The organism is Maribacter sp. 4G9 (assembly GCF_002742265.1).
In the GTDB taxonomy this organism is placed as follows: domain Bacteria; phylum Bacteroidota; class Bacteroidia; order Flavobacteriales; family Flavobacteriaceae; genus Maribacter.
Genome location: NZ_MDGL01000032.1, coordinates 1 through 17,910 on the forward strand (window position 1 = coordinate 1; position 17,910 = coordinate 17,910).

The window sequence follows — 17,910 nt, forward strand, 5'->3', positions numbered from 1 at the left end:
CAGGTGTAAAGGTAAGGGGCCAGTCGAACCGTACGCTCCCATAGGCCTCCTCGTAGGGCTCGTCGCTAAGGTCCACGTCCGGGAAGTTCCCGTTCAGAAAACCGCCGATCGGCTCCGTGCCCGTAAGGCCAGGTCCCAAAAACATGGGCGAAAAGGCAAGGACGAGGACGCCCAGAAAAAGAACCATTATCGTAGCGGTCCAATTCTTAATTTTTTTTGACAGGGGAAGGTAATTTTTTTTCATCAGGGCAATGCTAAAATTTAGTGCTTCTATAAACTAATCCACAAAAAAAAACTAATACGAGTGAAATACCATGTAATATCGTTTAACCGTCGGATAAAAACGTTTAATTTCGAGCCCGCAAATTTAAATTTTTCGATGCTCAAATACTACGTTAATCTGGGGACAAAACTTTAAAGTTACTAACATTAAAAAGAACAAAACAGAAGGGAACATTTGGTACATGGAACTTTGGTTTCCAGATGTAAACCAAAAATTATCTTTATGTGGATTAATCTCACAAAATATATAATCCGAACAAGGAGTTAATCTAGCAACTGCCCTATGGAATTATAAAATACCACTTAAAATTAAAAGGAACCGAGTACGGAAATTAGAAATTTTTGACGTAAATTTTAAATTTGACGGTGGATGTTGTACTTTCCCAAAGTACCGAAACATTTGAACAATGAAGAATACAGTTACACTACTATCATGAGAAAAAAACTAGTCATTTTTCTTTTTTTCACCATACTCTTAGGTTGTACGGCAGATAGTGATTTGGCTCAATTCCTAAATTCTAAAACTACAATAAACTTAATTTTTCCCGAAAATAATTCTGAGTGTAAAGAGGGCATAGCGTTATCAGCCTCCCAAACCGAACTGACGTTCCTATGGGAAGACAATAGCTTGGCGGAAGGTTACCTTATGACCTTAACAAATCTAAACTCGCGCGAAGTTAGAGAGCTGGAAAGTAATGAAGCACAATTATCCGTTGTGATAGAAAGGGAAACCTCGTATTCATGGAAGATAACCTCAGTTTCGAATCCGGATGAAATTCGTAGTGCTACATGGAGCTTTTTTAATGAAGGACCAGCACTGGACAACAGCCCTCCTTCACCAGCTACGCCCCTTTCACCTGTTACCGGAGCATCCATTTCAGCTACGAGTACCACTGTAAACCTACGATGGAACTCGGAGGACCCGGACAATGATATTATAGCGTATGATCTATACTTTGGTGAGGACAACAATCCTGGGTTGTTTGATTCTGATTTGGAAAATGACCAATACTTGGGAATCCCTGTCTCAGCTGGCAAAACGTACTATTGGAAAATAGTTACCAAAGACAGTAAAGGAAATGAGTCCATTTCCCCTGTTTTTTCCTTTACCGTGGGATAATACCAATTCGTATTAGGTCCCAAAACAATTATCAGAGAAGGAATAGTTCAGTATATTGATCTTTACGGTCTACGTACCTAACTATAAAATCAAGGAAACTTTTCTGATTGACCATAATCAATGATAGCAAACTGTAATCCTCATACCCAGTCGACAGGTTTTTGTGCCTTACCTGTTCAAAATTCGATGACTTGTATACCAGACCTGACATAGAAGTAATTCATAAGATAGAAGGCGTCTATTCGAAAGTCAATAAACTTATTTATGTCCGAAAACACATTGAATAAATCTCAAAGAAAATATCCGCCAAAAAAAGAGCCGCATCTTTTATCTGACACGGCTCTCCATTAAATATTGTAATTATAAGGGCTAAAACTGTAAAATCGTAAACTGTGATCTTCGGTTCTCCTGATGTTTAACCTCGGGACATTTTACCCCATCACCACATTCGTTGGTAAGTTCCGTTTCACCTTGGGCCTTGCCTACCAAACGGTCTGACGAAATTCCCTTTTCATTTAAATAATTAACTGTTCTTTCCAAACGTCTTTCCGATAACCATAGATTAAATTCTTCAGGACCCCTAGCATCCGTATGGGCCGAAATTTCCAAGGTAACAGTTTCATGCTCTTGAAGTATGGCCGCTAGCTTATCCAATAGCTCCTTATCCTCTGTAGTCAGGTATGACGAGTTAAATTTAAAATAAACACGCCCAAGCCCATCAATTTGATCTTGGATTGCCTTTTGTGCCGCTTCCTTTTTATCCCTCTCTGCTTTTTCGGCGACAGCCAATTCCGCGGCCTCTTTTTCTCTCTTAAGTCGCTCTGCCAACAACGCTTCCTCTCTTAACCTGTTGACTTCCGCAATGGAATCCTGTTGACGTTGGCGTTCTTTTTCTATAGCCGCCAAGAGTTCTTTCTTTTCTTCACCTCGCTTAGAAAGGCCCTTCTCAATACCAAACTGGTAAACAACACCCGCAGCATGTTGTATATGATTGGTAGCGCCTTCTGATTGGCTCATGGCCCATTTACCCGACGAATTGAAATCCAACCCCCATCTATCTGAAAACCATGTCCTAAAACCGACAATGGCGTTGTAGGTTCCCCTACCCAGATCATTCGCCTCCGTATACCCTGCTCCAACACCCACATAGGGATCGAACCAACCAGTTTCCCCAATGATTTTGTTCAAATCATACGTAATCCGGGCATCAATGGCATAATAGTCCTTATCTTCAGGATTTACCACTCCATCTACAATATTTCCTTCTTTGTATTTGTTTATAGTACCTATGGCTTCCACACCTAGTCCGCTTTTGAAATATCGGCCCAAACTAACCCTGGAAGGATACGGAAGTATATTCCACTCTTCACCAATATTGAAAAGTCCGTCAAAGACGTTTCCGGAATCATCTACGGCATTGAATCCAACGCCTACTATCCAAGAACTCGCTACAATACTATCCTTGGAGGTTATTTGCAGTTCTTCATCTTGTGCGAATGATACATTTATCGTGGCAAAAATCGTTACTACTAAAATTAGAAATTTGGTTCTCATGTCCATTATATTTGGGTATTAATGTGTAAAACTAGTATAATAAAAGCTAGTTTTCAAAAAACTCCTTTGTAAGGTATTTTTTATCGTTTGATAGATGTATTCCTATAAATATCCGATGTAATCTATTGGATTTTTAAGCTCCTCGTGGTTTTAGGAATGGTATAGATAAAGAAAGGTGTCAAAACAGCGGTTGTTTCATTTCTAGAATTTGTCTTTACCTTATTAAATAATAGTGTTTCATTGGAGGACATTCCTAAAGTTATATCGGATATATTATTGGTAGAAGTTCCTTTTAACCGAACGAGAACCGACTTTTTTTCAAAATCAATATCCGGAATGGGTATCCCAGGTTTTCTGGTCCTATTAATCTTTCCAAAAAAAACCTCAAATTCCGACTTACTATCGAATTTTAACAACTGCTCCTTTTCAAAGCCACTGTAATCTCCACTCATGACAAGTTCCATTCCCCCGTCATAACTATTTCCCATATTCCCTTTGACCTGGCTTTTACATGAACCTAAACAAATTGCAAGGAAAAACGCAACAAAATTGGCCCTAAGCATTTTTTAATCGGCTTTTATAAGCGCTTTCGTAGACCTTCTCGTACAATGGCAGCACCTTTAAAATGTCAAACTTTTCGGCTTCCTTAATAGCATTTATCTTAAATTTTTCCAAGGTTTCATCATCTTTTAAAATAAAGATTGCATTCTCGGCCATTTCCCCAATATTACCAATATCACTTAGAAATCCGGTCACACCATGAACATTTACCTCTGGAATTCCACCGGTATTGCTTGAGATTACAGGAACTTTATTTATCATCGCTTCCAAAGCCGCTAAGCCAAAGCTCTCCGTTTGGGACGGCAAAAGGAATAGATCGGAAAAGCAAAGTATTTTGTCAATTTCATTACTATTGCCCAAAAAGATAACCTTATTGCCAATACCCAGATCCTCACATAGGCGCTCGGCACCCTCCTTTTCAGGACCCTCGCCTACCATGATTAATTTTGAAGGAATCCTTTCTTGAATTTTATTGAATACCTTGATTACATCAGGTATGCGCTTTACTTTCCTAAAATTGCTAATATGAGTAATAATACGTTCGTCATCCTTTGCCATGGCCGACCTTTGGCAATCCGTAAACGTGTTCTTGTATTTGTTTTTGTCTATAAAGTTTGGAATGACCTCAATTTCGTTCTTGATATCGAATATTTCCAAAGTTCCCTGTTTCAGGCTTTCGGATACGGAGGTTACAACATCGGATTGATTGATACTGAAATTCACCGCTGGCTTATAAAATGGGTGCTTGCCCACTAGGGTGATGTCCGTACCATGAAGGGTAGTCACCATCGGAACATATATACCTTCCTCTTCCAACATCTTCTTGGCCATATAACCGGCATAGGCATGGGGAATTGCATAATGCACATGCAATAAGTCTATATTGTACAGTTTAATGGTATCCACCAATTTACTTGAAAGTGCCAATTCATAGGGTTGATAATGAAATAGCGGATATTCCGGTACATGGACTTCATGAAAGTAAATATTGTTGTTCAAAAGTTCCAGTCGCACCGGTTGTCTGTAGGTGACGAAATGGACCTCATGCCCCCTATTGGCGAGCGCGATTCCCAATTCCGTGGCCACTACGCCACTCCCGCCAAAAGTTGGATAGCATACAATTGCAATTTTCATTCGTTCTAAATCTATGTATTTATTTGGTCAGATTTCATAAACCATTGCAATCATGAAGGGTATCAGGAATTGCCCCGGCTCACTTTACATGTACAAAACTACTCTTTAATTTATAATGGAATCGTAAATGGCCTGTTGAATACGGGTTCTTAACCCAGATTTAACTAAAAGCGTGTTTGAGGCAGAAGGGTAGGTCCTGTTGGATAAGAATACATACACAATTTCTTCTTCTGGGTCTGCCCATGTGAAGGTACCCGTAAAACCACTATGTCCAAAGCTTTTTCTGGAGACACAACCACATGTAGGGCCACTGTGTTCCAATTGGGGCTTATCAAAACCAACGCCCCTTCGTACATTTTTATCGCAGAAATAGCAGGTATTGAACTTTTTTACGGTCCTGGAATCAAAAAACTTGGTACCTCCATAATAGCCGTTCTGTAAATACATCTGCATGATCTTTGCCACATCGTTCGCATTGCTAAAGAGTCCCGCATGGCCTCCTACGCCACCCTGCATGGCGGCACCCATGTCATGGACATATCCCTGTACCGTCTGATATCTGTAATAATTATCCTCTTCCGATGGAACAATGCTGTTCTTTGGAAACTTTTCCAAAGGATTATAGGTTGTACGGTTGGCCCCTAATCTACTATAAAGAAAATCGTTTGCTAAAATATCCAACCTTTTTCCATAGGTGTCCTCTACATATTTTTTCATAACATAGTAGGGTACATCGCTGTAGCGATATCTATTGGATTTTAAATCCTGTCTTCCAATCCTATTGTAGATAGAATCCTTATAGGCATCGGTCAGGTATAAATTTTCCGCCACCTTTACAGAGAAACCTGAAGTTGGTTGGGTCCTGTAAAATTCATTGGAAGGTTTTCTGTTTTCATCCAAAGTACGGACATAAAAAGGAATCCAAGCAGGCAACCTTCCATAGTGAGACAAGGCCTTTAATACCGTTACATTCTTTATTTCGGTATTGGAATACTCTGGAACAAGTTCCTCAAAGGTATCGTTCAACGCTATTTTACCTTCTTCCTCCATTTTCATGACCATGGGCAAAGTAGCCAAAATTTTGGTCAGGGAAGCCAAGTCGTAAATGTCGTCACCGGACACGGCAACCTGGGAATCGTACGTGGGTTTTCCAAAACTCTTGTTATAGACCACTTTCCCATGCCTTGCCACCAAAACTTGGGCACCAGGAAACATGAGACTATCCAAACCGTCATGCACCAATTTATCCAAAATGGCAAGACCTTGGGAACTTAGACCTACTCGCTCCGGCAGACTATACCCCAAACGATTTAATGATGACAGTTTGATTCCAGTCCCTGCCCTGAATTCAAAACTGCCGCTCACGGGAAGTTTTCCAGTAGCAGGTATCGCCCCAAAGAGTAGCTCTGCCGTTTTCCTTTGGGCAATCTCACTGTTTTGGTATGAGACCACGACTGCATCTATATTCTGAAATGTAGAAATATCCGAGAGTGCATAGGGTTTGGCAAATACGGACAAAATCAGGTTTGATGACCTTAAATTCGATATTTCTTGAAGCCAAGCCAATTCCTTATCCGTAAACTTATAAGCTTTCCAAGGGCTCTCATTACTTTTATGATGGCCAATGATGACCAAATTATAATCTTCCAATTGCTTTTTTAGCGATTCTATGTTGTCATCGTTCACTTGGGTGACCTTGGTATATTTATTCAATTCCTCAATAAAGGGATCGCTTGGTGCATCCCCAAATTTCACATAGGCAATCTTCTTGTTCTCCAGATTTTTGATACCAATCAAATCAAACCGATTTTTCACTATCGTAAGGGCGTTCTCAATAGCTTCCTCATAGAGGATATCATCTGCTACGGTATTTAAATCTTCATAGAGATTTTCCAAGACTATAGGCCTATAATCGTTGAGGCCTACCTTATATTTCGCCATTAAAATCTTCTTCACGGATTGCCCTAGCCTCGCTTCACTGATCCTGCCCCGATTGTAACTTTTGATCAGTAGGTTCTTGGCAGCCTCGACATCTTGAGGCATTAAAAGTATGTCATTACCCGCATTGAAAGCAGCTAATTCGACCGCTCCTTCGGTACCGAATTTTGTTGCCCCCTTCATGTTCAGGGCATCCGTAAAAACAAGTCCTTGAAATCCCAGCTCCTCCTTAAGTATGCCCGAAATGATCTGTTCCGATAAAGATGACGGTAATCCTTCCCTTATCTCCATGGAAGGCACTTCCAGGTGTGCCACCATCACACTGCTCAAACCCTCGTTAATCAATTTTTTAAAGGGATATAGTTCCAGGCTGTCCAAGCGTTCCCTGGAAAAGGGAATAACGGGCAAATCGTGGTGTGAATCCACCTCGGTGTCCCCATGACCTGGGAAATGCTTGCCGCTCGAGAGTACACCGGCACTTTCCATTCCTTTCATAAAGGCAATTCCCTTATTGGCCACCAGTTCCCGGGTCTCTCCAAAGGATCGGTTCCCAATTATAGGGTTTTTGGGATTGGTATTGATATCGATATCTGGCGCAAAGTTAATATGCACCCCTAGACGTTTTGCATGCTCCCCTACCCTATAGCCTACCTTTTCGATAATTTTATCATCCTGAATAGCTCCTAAGGTCATGTTCCATGGAAACGCATAGGTTGAGTCCAATCGCATGGCCAGGCCCCATTCGGAATCCATTCCTACCAACAATGGGACTTTTGAAATTGACTGGTATTCATTACAAAGATTGGCCTGCCGCACAGGCCCCCCTTTAGAAAATATGATACCACCTATTTTTTGATCTTTTATAAGCTGCTTGATCCGCTCCGTTTCCCCATTGGTTGGATTGGAGGTAACCATTACCATGAACAATTGACCTATCCTTTCTTCCAAGGTCATATTTTGGTATTGCTGCTCCACCCAGCCTGACTGAGCCAGACTATCTGAACTAACCAATGGGTTTTGTCCAAAAAAGGTAAAAGAACCAAAAAGAAAAAAGAAAAGTCTAAAAAAAAGCTTCATGTGTTTTTGCTGTATGGAGATAACATAAAACCATGAAATTTATTGCATTTCATCGATAAAACCTAATAAAATTAGATGTTAACACGCCATGGAGCCTCAAACAAAACGCGCATGCCAACTTTCTGAGGCAGGCACTTCCCAGTGTTCCAGATATTCGCCCTTGGTTGCAACAAGGTTGTTGAAAACAATGGTATTCTTGGAAATAGATTTTTGCTTGGCCATTGCTTTAAAGTCCAACAAGGTCTTATAGGCTATAAATTCGCCTTGCTTGAACGAAACGTTCATCTTATCCAACAGTTCAACATTGTATTTTTTTTCCAATTGCTGTATGAAATGAACCGAAGCATCAATGGAACAGCCCGTGGCCGACTGACCGCTTTGGTCCAGGGCAATTACCAAAAATCTGTTATACTTAATTTCAAAGCCCGCCTTCAAGTCCTTTCCATGAGCGGTCCAGTTTTCTAGAAATGCGTTGAGGTCGTTTTGTATTTCAAGCAACTCCTGTTCTGAAAAACTTCTGTTCGCCTGATAAATCCAAACTCTGGAATCATCGGGCAGTATATTAAAATCCGCTAACATGCATGTTGCTTTTGTACCGTTAAAATATCTTCTTTATAAATCCTCAGCTGCGGCAATAAGTTCTGCAATGTCCATCACCTTGATGTCCGCTTCCCTTTCCTTATGTTTTACACCGTCTGTCATCATGGTATTACAAAAAGGACATCCGGCTGCAATGATATCCGGGGTAGTCTCCAGAGCTTGTTCCGTACGCTCTATGTTTACATCTTTATTTCCCTTTTCAGGCTCCTTGAACATTTGGGCACCACCTGCACCACAGCACAACCCTCTTTGCTTACAGCTTTTCATTTCTACCAACTCTGCATCCAGTTTCCTGATCAACTCCCTGGGCGCCTCGTAAATGCCATTGGCCCTGCCTAGATAACATGGGTCGTGAAAGGTGATTCGCTTGCCTTTAAAGGTTCCTCCTTCCATGGTAATGCGTCCCTCCTTCAATAATTCCTTTAAAAACTGTGTATGGTGTACCACTTCATAACTACCGCCAAGACCAGGATATTCGTTCTTAAGGGTATTGAAGCAATGCGGACACGTGGTTACGATTTTTTGTATTTCATAGGCGTTGAGCACTTCGATGTTGGTAACCGCCTGCATCTGGAACAAAAATTCGTTTCCGGCCCTTTTAGCAGGGTCGCCAGTACAACTTTCTTCTGTTCCCAAAACGGCAAAGGATATATTCGCCTTGTTCAAAATCTTTACGAAGGCCTTGGTAATCTTTTTGGCCCTATCGTCAAAACTACCTGCACAGCCCACCCAAAAAAGTACTTCGGGTCTTTCACCGGCAGCAAACATTTCTGCCATTGTAGGAACTTTAATTGTGTCAGCCATTTTTAGTTCTTTATGATTCCTTGCTCCAATTTAACCTGTCCATTTGATTGAATGGCCAAGGAGCCCCATTGTTCTCGATATTGCCCATCATGTTGTTTAGATCTGAGGGCGCAGCGGATTGCTCCATCACCAAATACTGCCTCATATCCATGATAATGGACAAAGGGTCAATACTTACCGGACAAGCCTCAACGCAGGCGTTGCAGGATGTACAGGCCCACAACTCTTCGCGGGTAATATAATCGTCCAACAATTGTTTACCGTCCTCTTTGAATTCCCCACAATTGGCATCCAGAATTTTCCCTACTTCCTCCAATCGGTCACGGGTGTCCATCATGATTTTCCTAGGTGATAATTTTTTTCCGGTCTGATTGGCAGGGCATTCACTGGTGCATCGTCCACATTCAGTGCAGGTGTAAGCATTCAGCAACTGCACCCAACTTAAATCCATGACATCGGATGCACCAAATTTTGATGGCTCTTCTGTTCCCTCCGCAGGTGCTGCAAAAGGATCCGCCTCCGGATCCATCATCAATTTGACCTCCTTGGTTACGGCATCCAAGTTTTTGAACTTCCCCTTTGGTCCCAGTTTCCCATAATAGGTATTTGGAAATGCCAACAAAATGTGCAAATGCTTTGAAAAATAGAGATAGTTCAAGAAAAAAAGAATGCCAACGATATGCAACCACCAAGCCGTTCGTTCCAACAAGATTAGACTGGAGATGTCCATTCCACTGAACCAATTTGCAATATACTGGCTCACTGGAAAACTACCTGCCTGAACATAATGGTCCGCCCCCAACTGCTGCAAACGGAAATCGGCAGCATTCATGGTAAGGAACAGAAACATGAGGACCAGCTCTATATAAAGAATAAGGTTCCCATCTTTCTTTGGCCAGCCTTTCATTTCAGGCTTTAAAAAGCGTTGAAGCTTGATAATATTCCTTCTCACCCAAAAAGCCACCACAGAAACAATCACCAAAAACGCCAAAATTTCAAACGAAGCTATAAGAAAATCATACACGGGGCCTAAACCCGCAAAAATTCTATGTGTGCCAAAAATTCCGTCAATTACAATTTCCAATACTTCGATATTGATGATGATAAAACCAACATAGACAATCACATGAAGGATTCCCGCCACAGGACGCACCACCATTTTGGATTGACCAAAAGCGATTCGCAACATATTGCGCCATCGTGTAGGTGCATCATCCGAGACGTCCGTATCCTTTCCCAATAATATGTTCCGCCTAAGTTTTCCAACGTTTTTGGCGAAATAACCGATTCCTATAAGAAGGACCGCTACAAAAAGGATATTGGGTATATACTGCATTCGATCTATTCTATTTTAGCGGCCGGATCATCTTCCGGAACCTCATATTCCTTTTGTTTTTTACCGAATACCGAGACGTTCACGTAGCGTTTGGGATTTAGCCTAAAGTCCTGTAACAACAAATCCAACTCCTTGGAGGCATCGGTTAAATTGGAATACAACTCCTTGTCGTTCATCAACTTGCCCAAGGTGCCATCGCCCCGCTCGATTTTTGAAATCACCTTATCCAAATTGGACATAGTGGTTTCCAAGTTTGCAAATGTCCTACCCAAACCTGCGTTGTTCAGGGTATCCGAAAGTTTTGCAAAATTATAGGTTAGGGTTTCAAAATTGGTAAGGGAACTGTCCAGTTTCTTTTCGTTGTTGGCCAAAATATCGTTCAATACCTTGGCACTGCCATTGAGGCTTGCCATAAGATTGCTGAGCCCATTGATAGCGGTCTGCAAATCCTTTTTGGTCTTGGAGTCCAGGACCTCGTTCACGCTAATCAGAACAGAATCCGCATCCGAAACTGCCGATTCAAATTTCCTGAACAAGGGTGTAAGTTTTTCTTGGGCGAGCTCCGTTAGGCCCGGTCTTGTTTCCGTAGCAAGGGTATCGCCGGATTTTACGGTTTCCGCTCCATCGAAAACCGGGGTAATCTGTAGACCCTTTCCTCCTATTATTCCCGTATCATATAATTCTACGGTACTGTTTTTGGAGAATTTAAAATCACTGCTTACCGTAAAGGTGACGACCAAATTGCCTTGGGCGTCCTTAAATTTTATGTCGTTTACCTTTCCTACACCAAATCCGTTGATGGATACGGCGGTACCTGCTTGAAGGCCCCCAACGTCTGGATAAACGGCATACAAGGTTTTACTGTTATCAAAAAGAGGTGTCGATTTTAAATAGCTAAACCCCAATATGAATAGGAGTATTCCTCCAATTACAATAATTCCCGTCTTAATTTCCCTGGATAGTTTCAAACAATCAATTTTATGTTTCTAACAAAATTAGGAATAATTAGCATACCAAAGGAGTTTATTGGGATTCCTCTTCTACCTCCTTGGGTATCGAAATTCTTTCCCCATTTCTATACGCTACTATGTACGCTGAGGAATAACCGGTCCTGGTAGCCTTTGACTGAAGCATTTTTGCCTCCCTGTAGGAATGCGTAGCCCCATACATATATCGGTATAGACTGTTGTAAGGCTCCTTGGTTATTTGGGGCAACCCTTTGAAGTTTTCTGGTGACAAAGCCAAATCCTTGCTACTGGCCATTAACTGGACTTTATAGATAATGGCATTTTCATCCATCGTTTCCCCAACCTTATTTTCTGGTTCGGATACGGCCAATTCCTCCTTTTTACTTTCAACCGGTTCCGGTTTTTTAGCTTCTTTAATTTCCGATGTTTTCTCTTTAGGAACTATCACCGCAGCGACCGCAGCACCTTCGTCCTTTATTTGTATCTCAGGTGCTTCACTGCTCGTTACTTGGGTAGTTTGGGACCCTCCCTGCACATCGGCCTTGTATTTTAGAATAGCGTCCGCGATGGCCGTTCCCATTTCGGATTGTCCTTTTTTGGAATTCAAATAGGCGCCCTCTTCCTTGTTGGTGAGAAAACCTGTTTCCACTAACACACTTGGCATAAAGGTTTGGTGGAGCACAATAAAACCGGCTTGTTTTACCTTTCTATCGACCCTTTTTAACCTCCCCGACATGTTATCCTGAATATTTTTGGCCAAGGCGATACTTTGGTCCAAAAATTCTTCCTGCATAATGGTAAGCCCAATAACCGATTCAGGAGAATTGATATCATAATCCGCATAACGGATTTCATAGTTGTCCTCCAAGTAAATTACGGAGTTTTCCTTTTTTGCAATTTCAAAATTCTGTTTGTTCGCATGTAGCCCCAAAACGAATGTTCCGGCTCCATGGGCATCGGAGGAATGCGAATCACAATGCACCGATACAAAAAGATCGGCATTGGCCTTGTTGGCAATTTCCCCTCTTACAAATAGATCCACGAACGTATCGTCCTTTCTGGTATAAATGATTTTAATGTCCTTGTTCGCGGAAAGAAGTTCACCCACTTTAAGCACAATATTAAGGGCGATGTTCTTTTCTAGATATCCATTGCCCAAATTCCCCGGATCATGCCCCCCATGACCGGCATCCAACACTACTACAAATGGATCAACGGTAGACTTCTTCCCATCTTCTGGGGGAACTGCCTGCAAAGGCAGAAAAAACAATGAAAAAAAGAAGGCGATCAGTGAGTTAATTTTCATATTGTTATTGGGTTACTCTAGCTGTCTATATGGTTAAATTTATGGTAACACCCTATATAGAGAATAAAAAATATATGTAAGTTTGGCATCTGAATCTCATGGCTTCTAGATTGACAAACCTTTACAAAAATAGGATATATAGCCTTGCAATCAAATAAACAGAACGTACTTTTCCTATTCCTACTTTTTGTTGGTGTATTTTTAGTAACAGCACAAGAGGGCAAGGTAGTCCCCTTAGAGATTAAGGCAGAAAGAGATTCCATTGTAGCGCCCCTTCTCCCCAAACCAATGGTAAACGATACCATTTTGAGGGATTCCTTGCAACAAGATTCCCTGAATAAAAAACCTCCTGTTTTATTGGACAACATAACCTACAAGGCCAAGGACTATGTTAAATTAAGTCAGCGGGAGAACAAAATCTACTTGTACAATGAGGCTGAAATCTATTATCAAGATACCGAATTGAAGGCAGGTATCATCATTATGGATTACATCAAAAACGAAGTATATGCGGGCAGGATAAAGGATTCCGTGGGCAATTACACCCAACTTCCCTATTTTAAACAGGGTTCCAACGTGGTGATACCGGATTCCATCCGTTTTAATTTCGATACGCAAAAAGCAATAATTTGGAATTCCAGGACCGAACAACAGGCAGCAGCTGGCCAACTGGGGAGTGACGCCATGAAGGTCTATGCAGAAATTACCAAAAAGGAGAACGACTCCGTTTATTTTCTCAGCGAAGCGAAAATAACCACTGCCGAAGATACCATTAACCCAGATTATTACATTAGGGTGCGAAAAGCAAAGTTCGTACCAAAAAAAAAGGTGATTGCAGGGTTTAGCAACCTTTACATAGCCGATGTTCCCACACCCATAGCGATGCCCTTTGCCTATTTTCCATTATCAGTGGGCAGTGCCCCGGGCGTCCTGATGCCCACTTTTGGAAACGATCCGGACAGGGGTTATTTTTTACAGGACTTTGGGTATTACGCGCCTTTAGGGGACTATGCCAATGTAGAATTATCAGGTGATTTCTATACCAACGGGAGCTGGGGATTTAGAACGGCGTCCATTTACACTAAAAGATATAAATACAGGGGAAACGTCAATTTTAGGTACGAAAACCTAGTGTCAAGTCAAAAAGGCTTTAGTGATTATAGTTTATCAAAAAACTGGAATTTACAATTTTCCCATTCACAGGACCAAAAGGCGAGCCCCAATTCCAGATTTTCGGCATCGGTGAATTTGGGGAGTAGCGAGTATTATAGAAATTCATTGCAGCAACGCAATTTGCCCAACACACAGAACAATACCCTTTCCTCTTCCATATCCTATTCCAAAACGTTTCCCGCATATCCCTCTGTAAACCTAAGCGTTACGGCCACCCATTCCCAATTGACCTCGCCAACTGCCACGGCAACCAATCCGGACAATATCAACATGACCCTTCCAACGTTCCAGGCGAGCATGGAGCGTATTTTTCCATTTGCAAAAAGGGACGGAATAAAAAAGGGTGCCATCCAGAACATTAACTTTCAGTATGATGTCAATGCCCAAAACCGACTCACCACCAACGATGAGGATTTCTTTTCTGGCCGCATGTTTGAAAACGCCAGAATTGGGGCAAGGCACCGCATTCCCATCAGTACCAATTTTAAAATTGCCAAATACTTTAGCGTTACCATGGGAGGGAATTATGAGGATGTTTGGACGATGGAAACATATGAAAGAAGCTTTGATCCGGAAACGGAACGCGTGGTTGTGGATAGCGTAGCCGGGTTTGACCGTTACAATCAATATAACTTAAATGCAAGTATAGGAACTACGCTGTACGGTACGTTCAATTTTGGCGAGGACAAAAAGATACAGGCCATTAGACACGTGCTTAGGCCAACTATAAGTTATGGTTATGCCCCTTCCTTTGAACAATTCTATGATGAATATGAGGAAGGCATCAACGGTGAAGGCCGCGTGGTGCAATATAGTCGGTTTGACGGAACCCTAAACGGCGCGCCAAGGTTAGGGCGTTCCAACAGCCTTAGTCTTGCTTTGAACAATGTTTTAGAGGCCAAGGTCAGGGATAAGGATTCTACAAAAACGGAACCAAAGAAAATACCCCTATTGAGCAACTTTAATATATCAACGGCCTATAATTTAGAGGCCGATTCCCTGCGCCTAAGCCCCTTGAACATAAATGGGGGAACCAATATCCTGAACAACAAAATGTCCATCAACTTCGCTGCCGGGCTAGATCCCTATGCCATTGACAATAATGGAAGGCGCATCGATACATGGAACATCGATAATGGAGGAAGTCTATTTCGATTGACACGTGCCAATATGAACGTTTCCTATTCCATAGACAGCAAGATGTTTCAAAAGAAGAAAGAAGAAGAAGAGGAAGAGGGAGAGGATCCTTTTGATTATGTTGCCCAAAGTGGGGGTAGAACGGACGATCTTTTTGGCCGGGCCGATAGCTTTAGGGACAATCCTAGGGAAGACAGGGAAAAAGGGGATGTAGAAAATCCTGTTTATGGGACCAAAATACCCTGGAACTTTAGGTTGGCCTATTCTGCCACCTATCTAAACAGTGCAAGGCAAAACGAGTTTAGCGCGCATTCTTTAATGTTTTCTGGAGACATAGAACTATCGCCGCGCTGGAAAGTGGGCGGATCTTCTGGTTATGATTTTAAGAACAAAGGTTTTACCCTGACCCAATTACGATTTCAGAGGGACTTAAAAAGCTTTTCTATGCGATTCAATTGGACTCCTTTTGGAGAATATAGGAGATGGTACTTTTTTATAGGTATCGATGCCTCCATTCTGAGTGATCTCAAATGGGAAAACAGAAGTCAGCCATTTAGAAATTAAAAAACCATACTTTATGAAAAAAATAATAAATACCACAAAGGCTCCGGCACCCATAGGACCTTATAACCAAGCCGTATTTACTGGGGGCACCCTGTATATTTCCGGTCAAATACCCTTAAATCCAGAAACAGGTGAATTGGTTAAGGGGGATATCAAAAAAGAGACCGAACAATCCATGGAAAATCTAAAGGCCATTCTGCAAGAAGCTGGAATGACCTTTGAAAATGTTGTAAAATCGGTTATTTTCTTGAGCGATATGAATCAATTCGCACACGTTAACGAAGTATACGGTTCTTATTTTAATCCAGATACCGCGCCTGCAAGGGAAACCGTGGAGGTGGCGAATCTGCCTAAATTTGTGAACGTAGAAATCTCCATGATTGCCGTACAGTTCTAACAGTTACATATTCTCCCTGTGAAATACCACCAGGCCTTCGATAGGCTTTTGGCGAATCACCCCAACTATCAAATCATTGCGCTGTAGCACGGTTGTAAGTTCATCCCTAAGAAAATAGGCTATACTGCCCACAAAATTAATGGGAACCTTGGTGGCCAAATCGAACTGCATGATGTAATTGTTGATGAACTGCTGGAAGCCTTTATCAATAACGCCCTTGGAATATGGATGATCCTTATTTTCTATCAAAAACCTGGCAAAAGTTGCCAAATACGTATTGGGATTAGGTTGTTTGTATAGATTATCCTTGATCACATCTGCATCCAAATTGTACTGGCTGGCAAATTTATCAGCAAGATCTTTGGGAATTTTATTGAAATAATAATCACGTATCAATTTTCTTCCAAAGAAATTCCCGCTTCCGTCATCCATGGGAATATATCCCAAGGAAGTAACTTTTTGGTGGAGCTTTTCCCCATCATAGTAACTACAATTGGAGCCAGTTCCCAAAATACATACAATACCCTGTTGCCCAACCTTGGTTGTGGCAAATATGGCGGCATAGGTATCTTCCTTGACATCGGCTACGGCATTTGGAAAAAAGTCCTTAAAGATATCCTTAAGAAAATTTTTCATCCGGTCCGTACCACAACCGGCACCATAAAAAAACAATTGGCTAACCTTTTCCCTATTCTTGGAAAGTTCAAAGTTATTCGCCAACCTATCCTCGATGACATCCTTGGTCAAAACTTCCGGACTCAACCCTAGGGTCTGGGTCAAAAAGAGCTGATCACCATTTTCATCCAATGCGATCCAATCAGATTTGGTCGCTCCACTATCCACTATTAAAATCATGCCTTGCTATTTAAAAAATAATCCTGAAAATAAGGAAAAAATACCTCATTCACAGGATTATCATTATAAATCTAAATGCCTATTACAGGCTGTTAACGTGTTGCATCAAATCTACCATTTTGTTGGAGAAGCCTGATTCGTTATCGTACCAAGAAACCAACTTAAAGAATTTGGAATTCAATTCAATGCCAGCATCGGCATCAAATACACTGGTGTTCGTTTCACCAATAAAATCCTGGGAAACCACAGCCTCTTCCGTGTAGCCCAAAACCCCGTTCAACTCACCTTCAGAAGCCGCTTTGAACGCTTTCTTGATTTCTTCATACGAAGTTTCCTTTTCCAATCGTACTGTCAAATCCACTACGGAAACATCGGCAGTTGGAACCCTAAAGGCCATACCTGTAAGTTTACCTTCAAGAGCGGGAATCACCTTGGTAACGGCTTTTGCCGCCCCGGTAGAGGCCGGAATAATATTCAACATGGCACTTCTACCACCTCTCCAATCCTTTCTGGAAGGACCATCAACGGTCATTTGTGTAGCCGTTGTGGCATGAACGGTGGTCATCAAAGCTTCCTCGATACCAAAGGCATCGTTCAAAACTTTGGCCATAGGCGCAAGGCAGTTCGTAGTACAAGATGCATTTGAAACTATGGTATCCGATGCCTTTACTTCTTTATGGTTAACACCCATTACAAACATTGGGGCATCCTTGGAAGGAGCAGAAATAACTACTTTCTTGGCACCACCATCTATGTGATATTGAGCCGTTTCCAACGTTGTAAAAATACCGGTACACTCCGCTACGATTGTGGCCCCCACTTCATCCCATTTGCAGTTTTTAGGATCTCTTTCCGCGGTAATCCTGACCGTCTTACCATTCACGATCAAGTTCCCGTCCTTAATATCAACGGTTCCATCAAACCTTCCATGTACGGAATCATATTTTAATAGGTAGGCCAAGTGCTCCACATCCAATAAATCGTTTATCGCGACTACATCTACATCGCCTCTTTTTACGGTAGTTCTAAACACCAATCTACCTATTCTACCAAAACCGTTAATTCCTATTTTCAAATTTGACATTTTCTATTGTTTTTATCGAT

The 17,910-nt window shown here is 41.7% G+C and carries 15 protein-coding genes; 3 read left to right on the plus strand and 12 right to left on the minus strand.

Annotated features, from left to right (window positions below):
* The coding region (locus tag BFP75_RS03410) for a hypothetical protein (RefSeq protein ID WP_133118648.1) at positions 1-244 on the minus strand (244 nt) is incomplete at its 3' end.
* Positions 245-715: 471 nt separating this feature from the next.
* Here BFP75_RS03410 and BFP75_RS03415 point away from each other — a divergent pair.
* Positions 716-1,402 carry a hypothetical protein gene (locus BFP75_RS03415; protein WP_123803314.1) on the plus strand — a complete coding sequence of 229 codons (687 nt, stop codon included), beginning with the start codon at positions 716-718 and terminating at the stop codon, positions 1,400-1,402.
* Positions 1,403-1,771: 369 nt separating this feature from the next.
* Here BFP75_RS03415 and BFP75_RS03420 read toward each other — a convergent pair whose 3' ends face one another.
* The 9 genes from BFP75_RS03420 to BFP75_RS03460 form a co-directional block, all read right to left on the minus strand.
* Complete coding sequence (locus BFP75_RS03420) at positions 1,772-2,956, minus strand: OmpA family protein (RefSeq protein WP_099543488.1); 1,185 nt, start codon at positions 2,954-2,956, stop codon at positions 1,772-1,774.
* 122 nt (positions 2,957-3,078) lie between these two features.
* Complete coding sequence (locus BFP75_RS03425; RefSeq protein WP_123803316.1) at positions 3,079-3,444, minus strand: hypothetical protein; 366 nt, start codon at positions 3,442-3,444, stop codon at positions 3,079-3,081.
* 67 nt (positions 3,445-3,511) lie between these two features.
* Positions 3,512-4,651, minus strand: a complete 1,140-nt coding sequence (gene bshA, locus BFP75_RS03430) for an N-acetyl-alpha-D-glucosaminyl L-malate synthase BshA (protein ID WP_099543265.1) — start codon at positions 4,649-4,651, stop codon at positions 3,512-3,514.
* Between the two features lie 105 nt (positions 4,652-4,756).
* Positions 4,757-7,666: a glycoside hydrolase family 3 N-terminal domain-containing protein gene (locus tag BFP75_RS03435; protein WP_099543266.1), complete on the minus strand. Its 2,910-nt coding sequence runs from the start codon at positions 7,664-7,666 to the stop codon at positions 4,757-4,759.
* A gap of 96 nt (positions 7,667-7,762) precedes the next feature.
* On the minus strand, positions 7,763-8,245 hold the full coding sequence (locus tag BFP75_RS03440; protein WP_099543267.1) for an ABC transporter ATPase: 483 nt from the start codon (positions 8,243-8,245) through the stop codon (positions 7,763-7,765).
* 33 nt (positions 8,246-8,278) lie between these two features.
* The gene (locus BFP75_RS03445; RefSeq protein WP_099543268.1) at positions 8,279-9,070 is read right to left on the minus strand and encodes a (Fe-S)-binding protein; all 792 of its coding nucleotides are present in this window, start codon (positions 9,068-9,070) and stop codon (positions 8,279-8,281) included.
* Positions 9,071-9,080: 10 nt separating this feature from the next.
* Positions 9,081-10,406, minus strand: coding sequence for a (Fe-S)-binding protein (locus tag BFP75_RS03450; protein ID WP_099543269.1), 1,326 nt, complete (start codon positions 10,404-10,406; stop codon positions 9,081-9,083).
* A 5-nt stretch (positions 10,407-10,411) separates the two neighbouring features.
* Entirely contained in the window at positions 10,412-11,374 is a 963-nt protein-coding gene (locus BFP75_RS03455) for an MlaD family protein (RefSeq protein ID WP_099543270.1), read from the minus strand.
* Between the two features lie 55 nt (positions 11,375-11,429).
* Positions 11,430-12,680 (minus strand): N-acetylmuramoyl-L-alanine amidase, encoded by a 1,251-nt coding sequence (locus tag BFP75_RS03460; RefSeq protein ID WP_099543271.1) that lies wholly within the window; start codon positions 12,678-12,680, stop codon positions 11,430-11,432.
* Between the two features lie 144 nt (positions 12,681-12,824).
* On the opposite strand from BFP75_RS03460, the gene BFP75_RS03465 reads away from it, so the two are divergent.
* A complete protein-coding gene (locus BFP75_RS03465) occupies positions 12,825-15,554 on the plus strand; it encodes a putative LPS assembly protein LptD (protein ID WP_099543272.1) in 2,730 nt (909 codons plus the stop codon).
* Positions 15,555-15,567: 13 nt separating this feature from the next.
* Positions 15,568-15,951: a RidA family protein gene (locus BFP75_RS03470; RefSeq protein WP_099543273.1), complete on the plus strand. Its 384-nt coding sequence runs from the start codon at positions 15,568-15,570 to the stop codon at positions 15,949-15,951.
* A gap of 3 nt (positions 15,952-15,954) precedes the next feature.
* On the opposite strand, the gene BFP75_RS03475 is transcribed toward BFP75_RS03470, so the two are convergent.
* Positions 15,955-16,806, minus strand: coding sequence for an N-acetylglucosamine kinase (locus BFP75_RS03475; RefSeq protein ID WP_099543274.1), 852 nt, complete (start codon positions 16,804-16,806; stop codon positions 15,955-15,957).
* Positions 16,807-16,888: 82 nt separating this feature from the next.
* A complete protein-coding gene (gap, locus tag BFP75_RS03480; protein ID WP_099543275.1) occupies positions 16,889-17,890 on the minus strand; it encodes a type I glyceraldehyde-3-phosphate dehydrogenase in 1,002 nt (333 codons plus the stop codon).
* Positions 17,891-17,910: the final 20 nt, after the last annotated feature.

Excerpts from the sequence above, each read along its gene's own strand:
- BFP75_RS03415 (WP_123803314.1), top strand. The coding sequence starts at position 716 with ATGAGAAAAAAACTAGTCATTTTTCTTTTTTTCACCATACTCTTAGGT.
- BFP75_RS03420 (WP_099543488.1), bottom strand. The coding sequence starts at position 2,956 with ATGAGAACCAAATTTCTAATTTTAGTAGTAACGATTTTTGCCACGATA.
- BFP75_RS03425 (WP_123803316.1), bottom strand. The coding sequence starts at position 3,444 with ATGGGAAATAGTTATGACGGGGGAATGGAACTTGTCATGAGTGGAGAT.
- bshA (WP_099543265.1), bottom strand. The coding sequence starts at position 4,651 with ATGAAAATTGCAATTGTATGCTATCCAACTTTTGGCGGGAGTGGCGTA.
- BFP75_RS03435 (WP_099543266.1), bottom strand. The coding sequence starts at position 7,666 with ATGAAGCTTTTTTTTAGACTTTTCTTTTTTCTTTTTGGTTCTTTTACC.
- BFP75_RS03440 (WP_099543267.1), bottom strand. The coding sequence starts at position 8,245 with ATGTTAGCGGATTTTAATATACTGCCCGATGATTCCAGAGTTTGGATT.
- BFP75_RS03445 (WP_099543268.1), bottom strand. The coding sequence starts at position 9,070 with ATGGCTGACACAATTAAAGTTCCTACAATGGCAGAAATGTTTGCTGCC.
- BFP75_RS03450 (WP_099543269.1), bottom strand. The coding sequence starts at position 10,406 with ATGCAGTATATACCCAATATCCTTTTTGTAGCGGTCCTTCTTATAGGA.
- BFP75_RS03460 (WP_099543271.1), bottom strand. The coding sequence starts at position 12,680 with ATGAAAATTAACTCACTGATCGCCTTCTTTTTTTCATTGTTTTTTCTG.
- BFP75_RS03470 (WP_099543273.1), top strand. The coding sequence starts at position 15,568 with ATGAAAAAAATAATAAATACCACAAAGGCTCCGGCACCCATAGGACCT.
- BFP75_RS03475 (WP_099543274.1), bottom strand. The coding sequence starts at position 16,806 with ATGATTTTAATAGTGGATAGTGGAGCGACCAAATCTGATTGGATCGCA.
- gap (WP_099543275.1), bottom strand. The coding sequence starts at position 17,890 with ATGTCAAATTTGAAAATAGGAATTAACGGTTTTGGTAGAATAGGTAGA.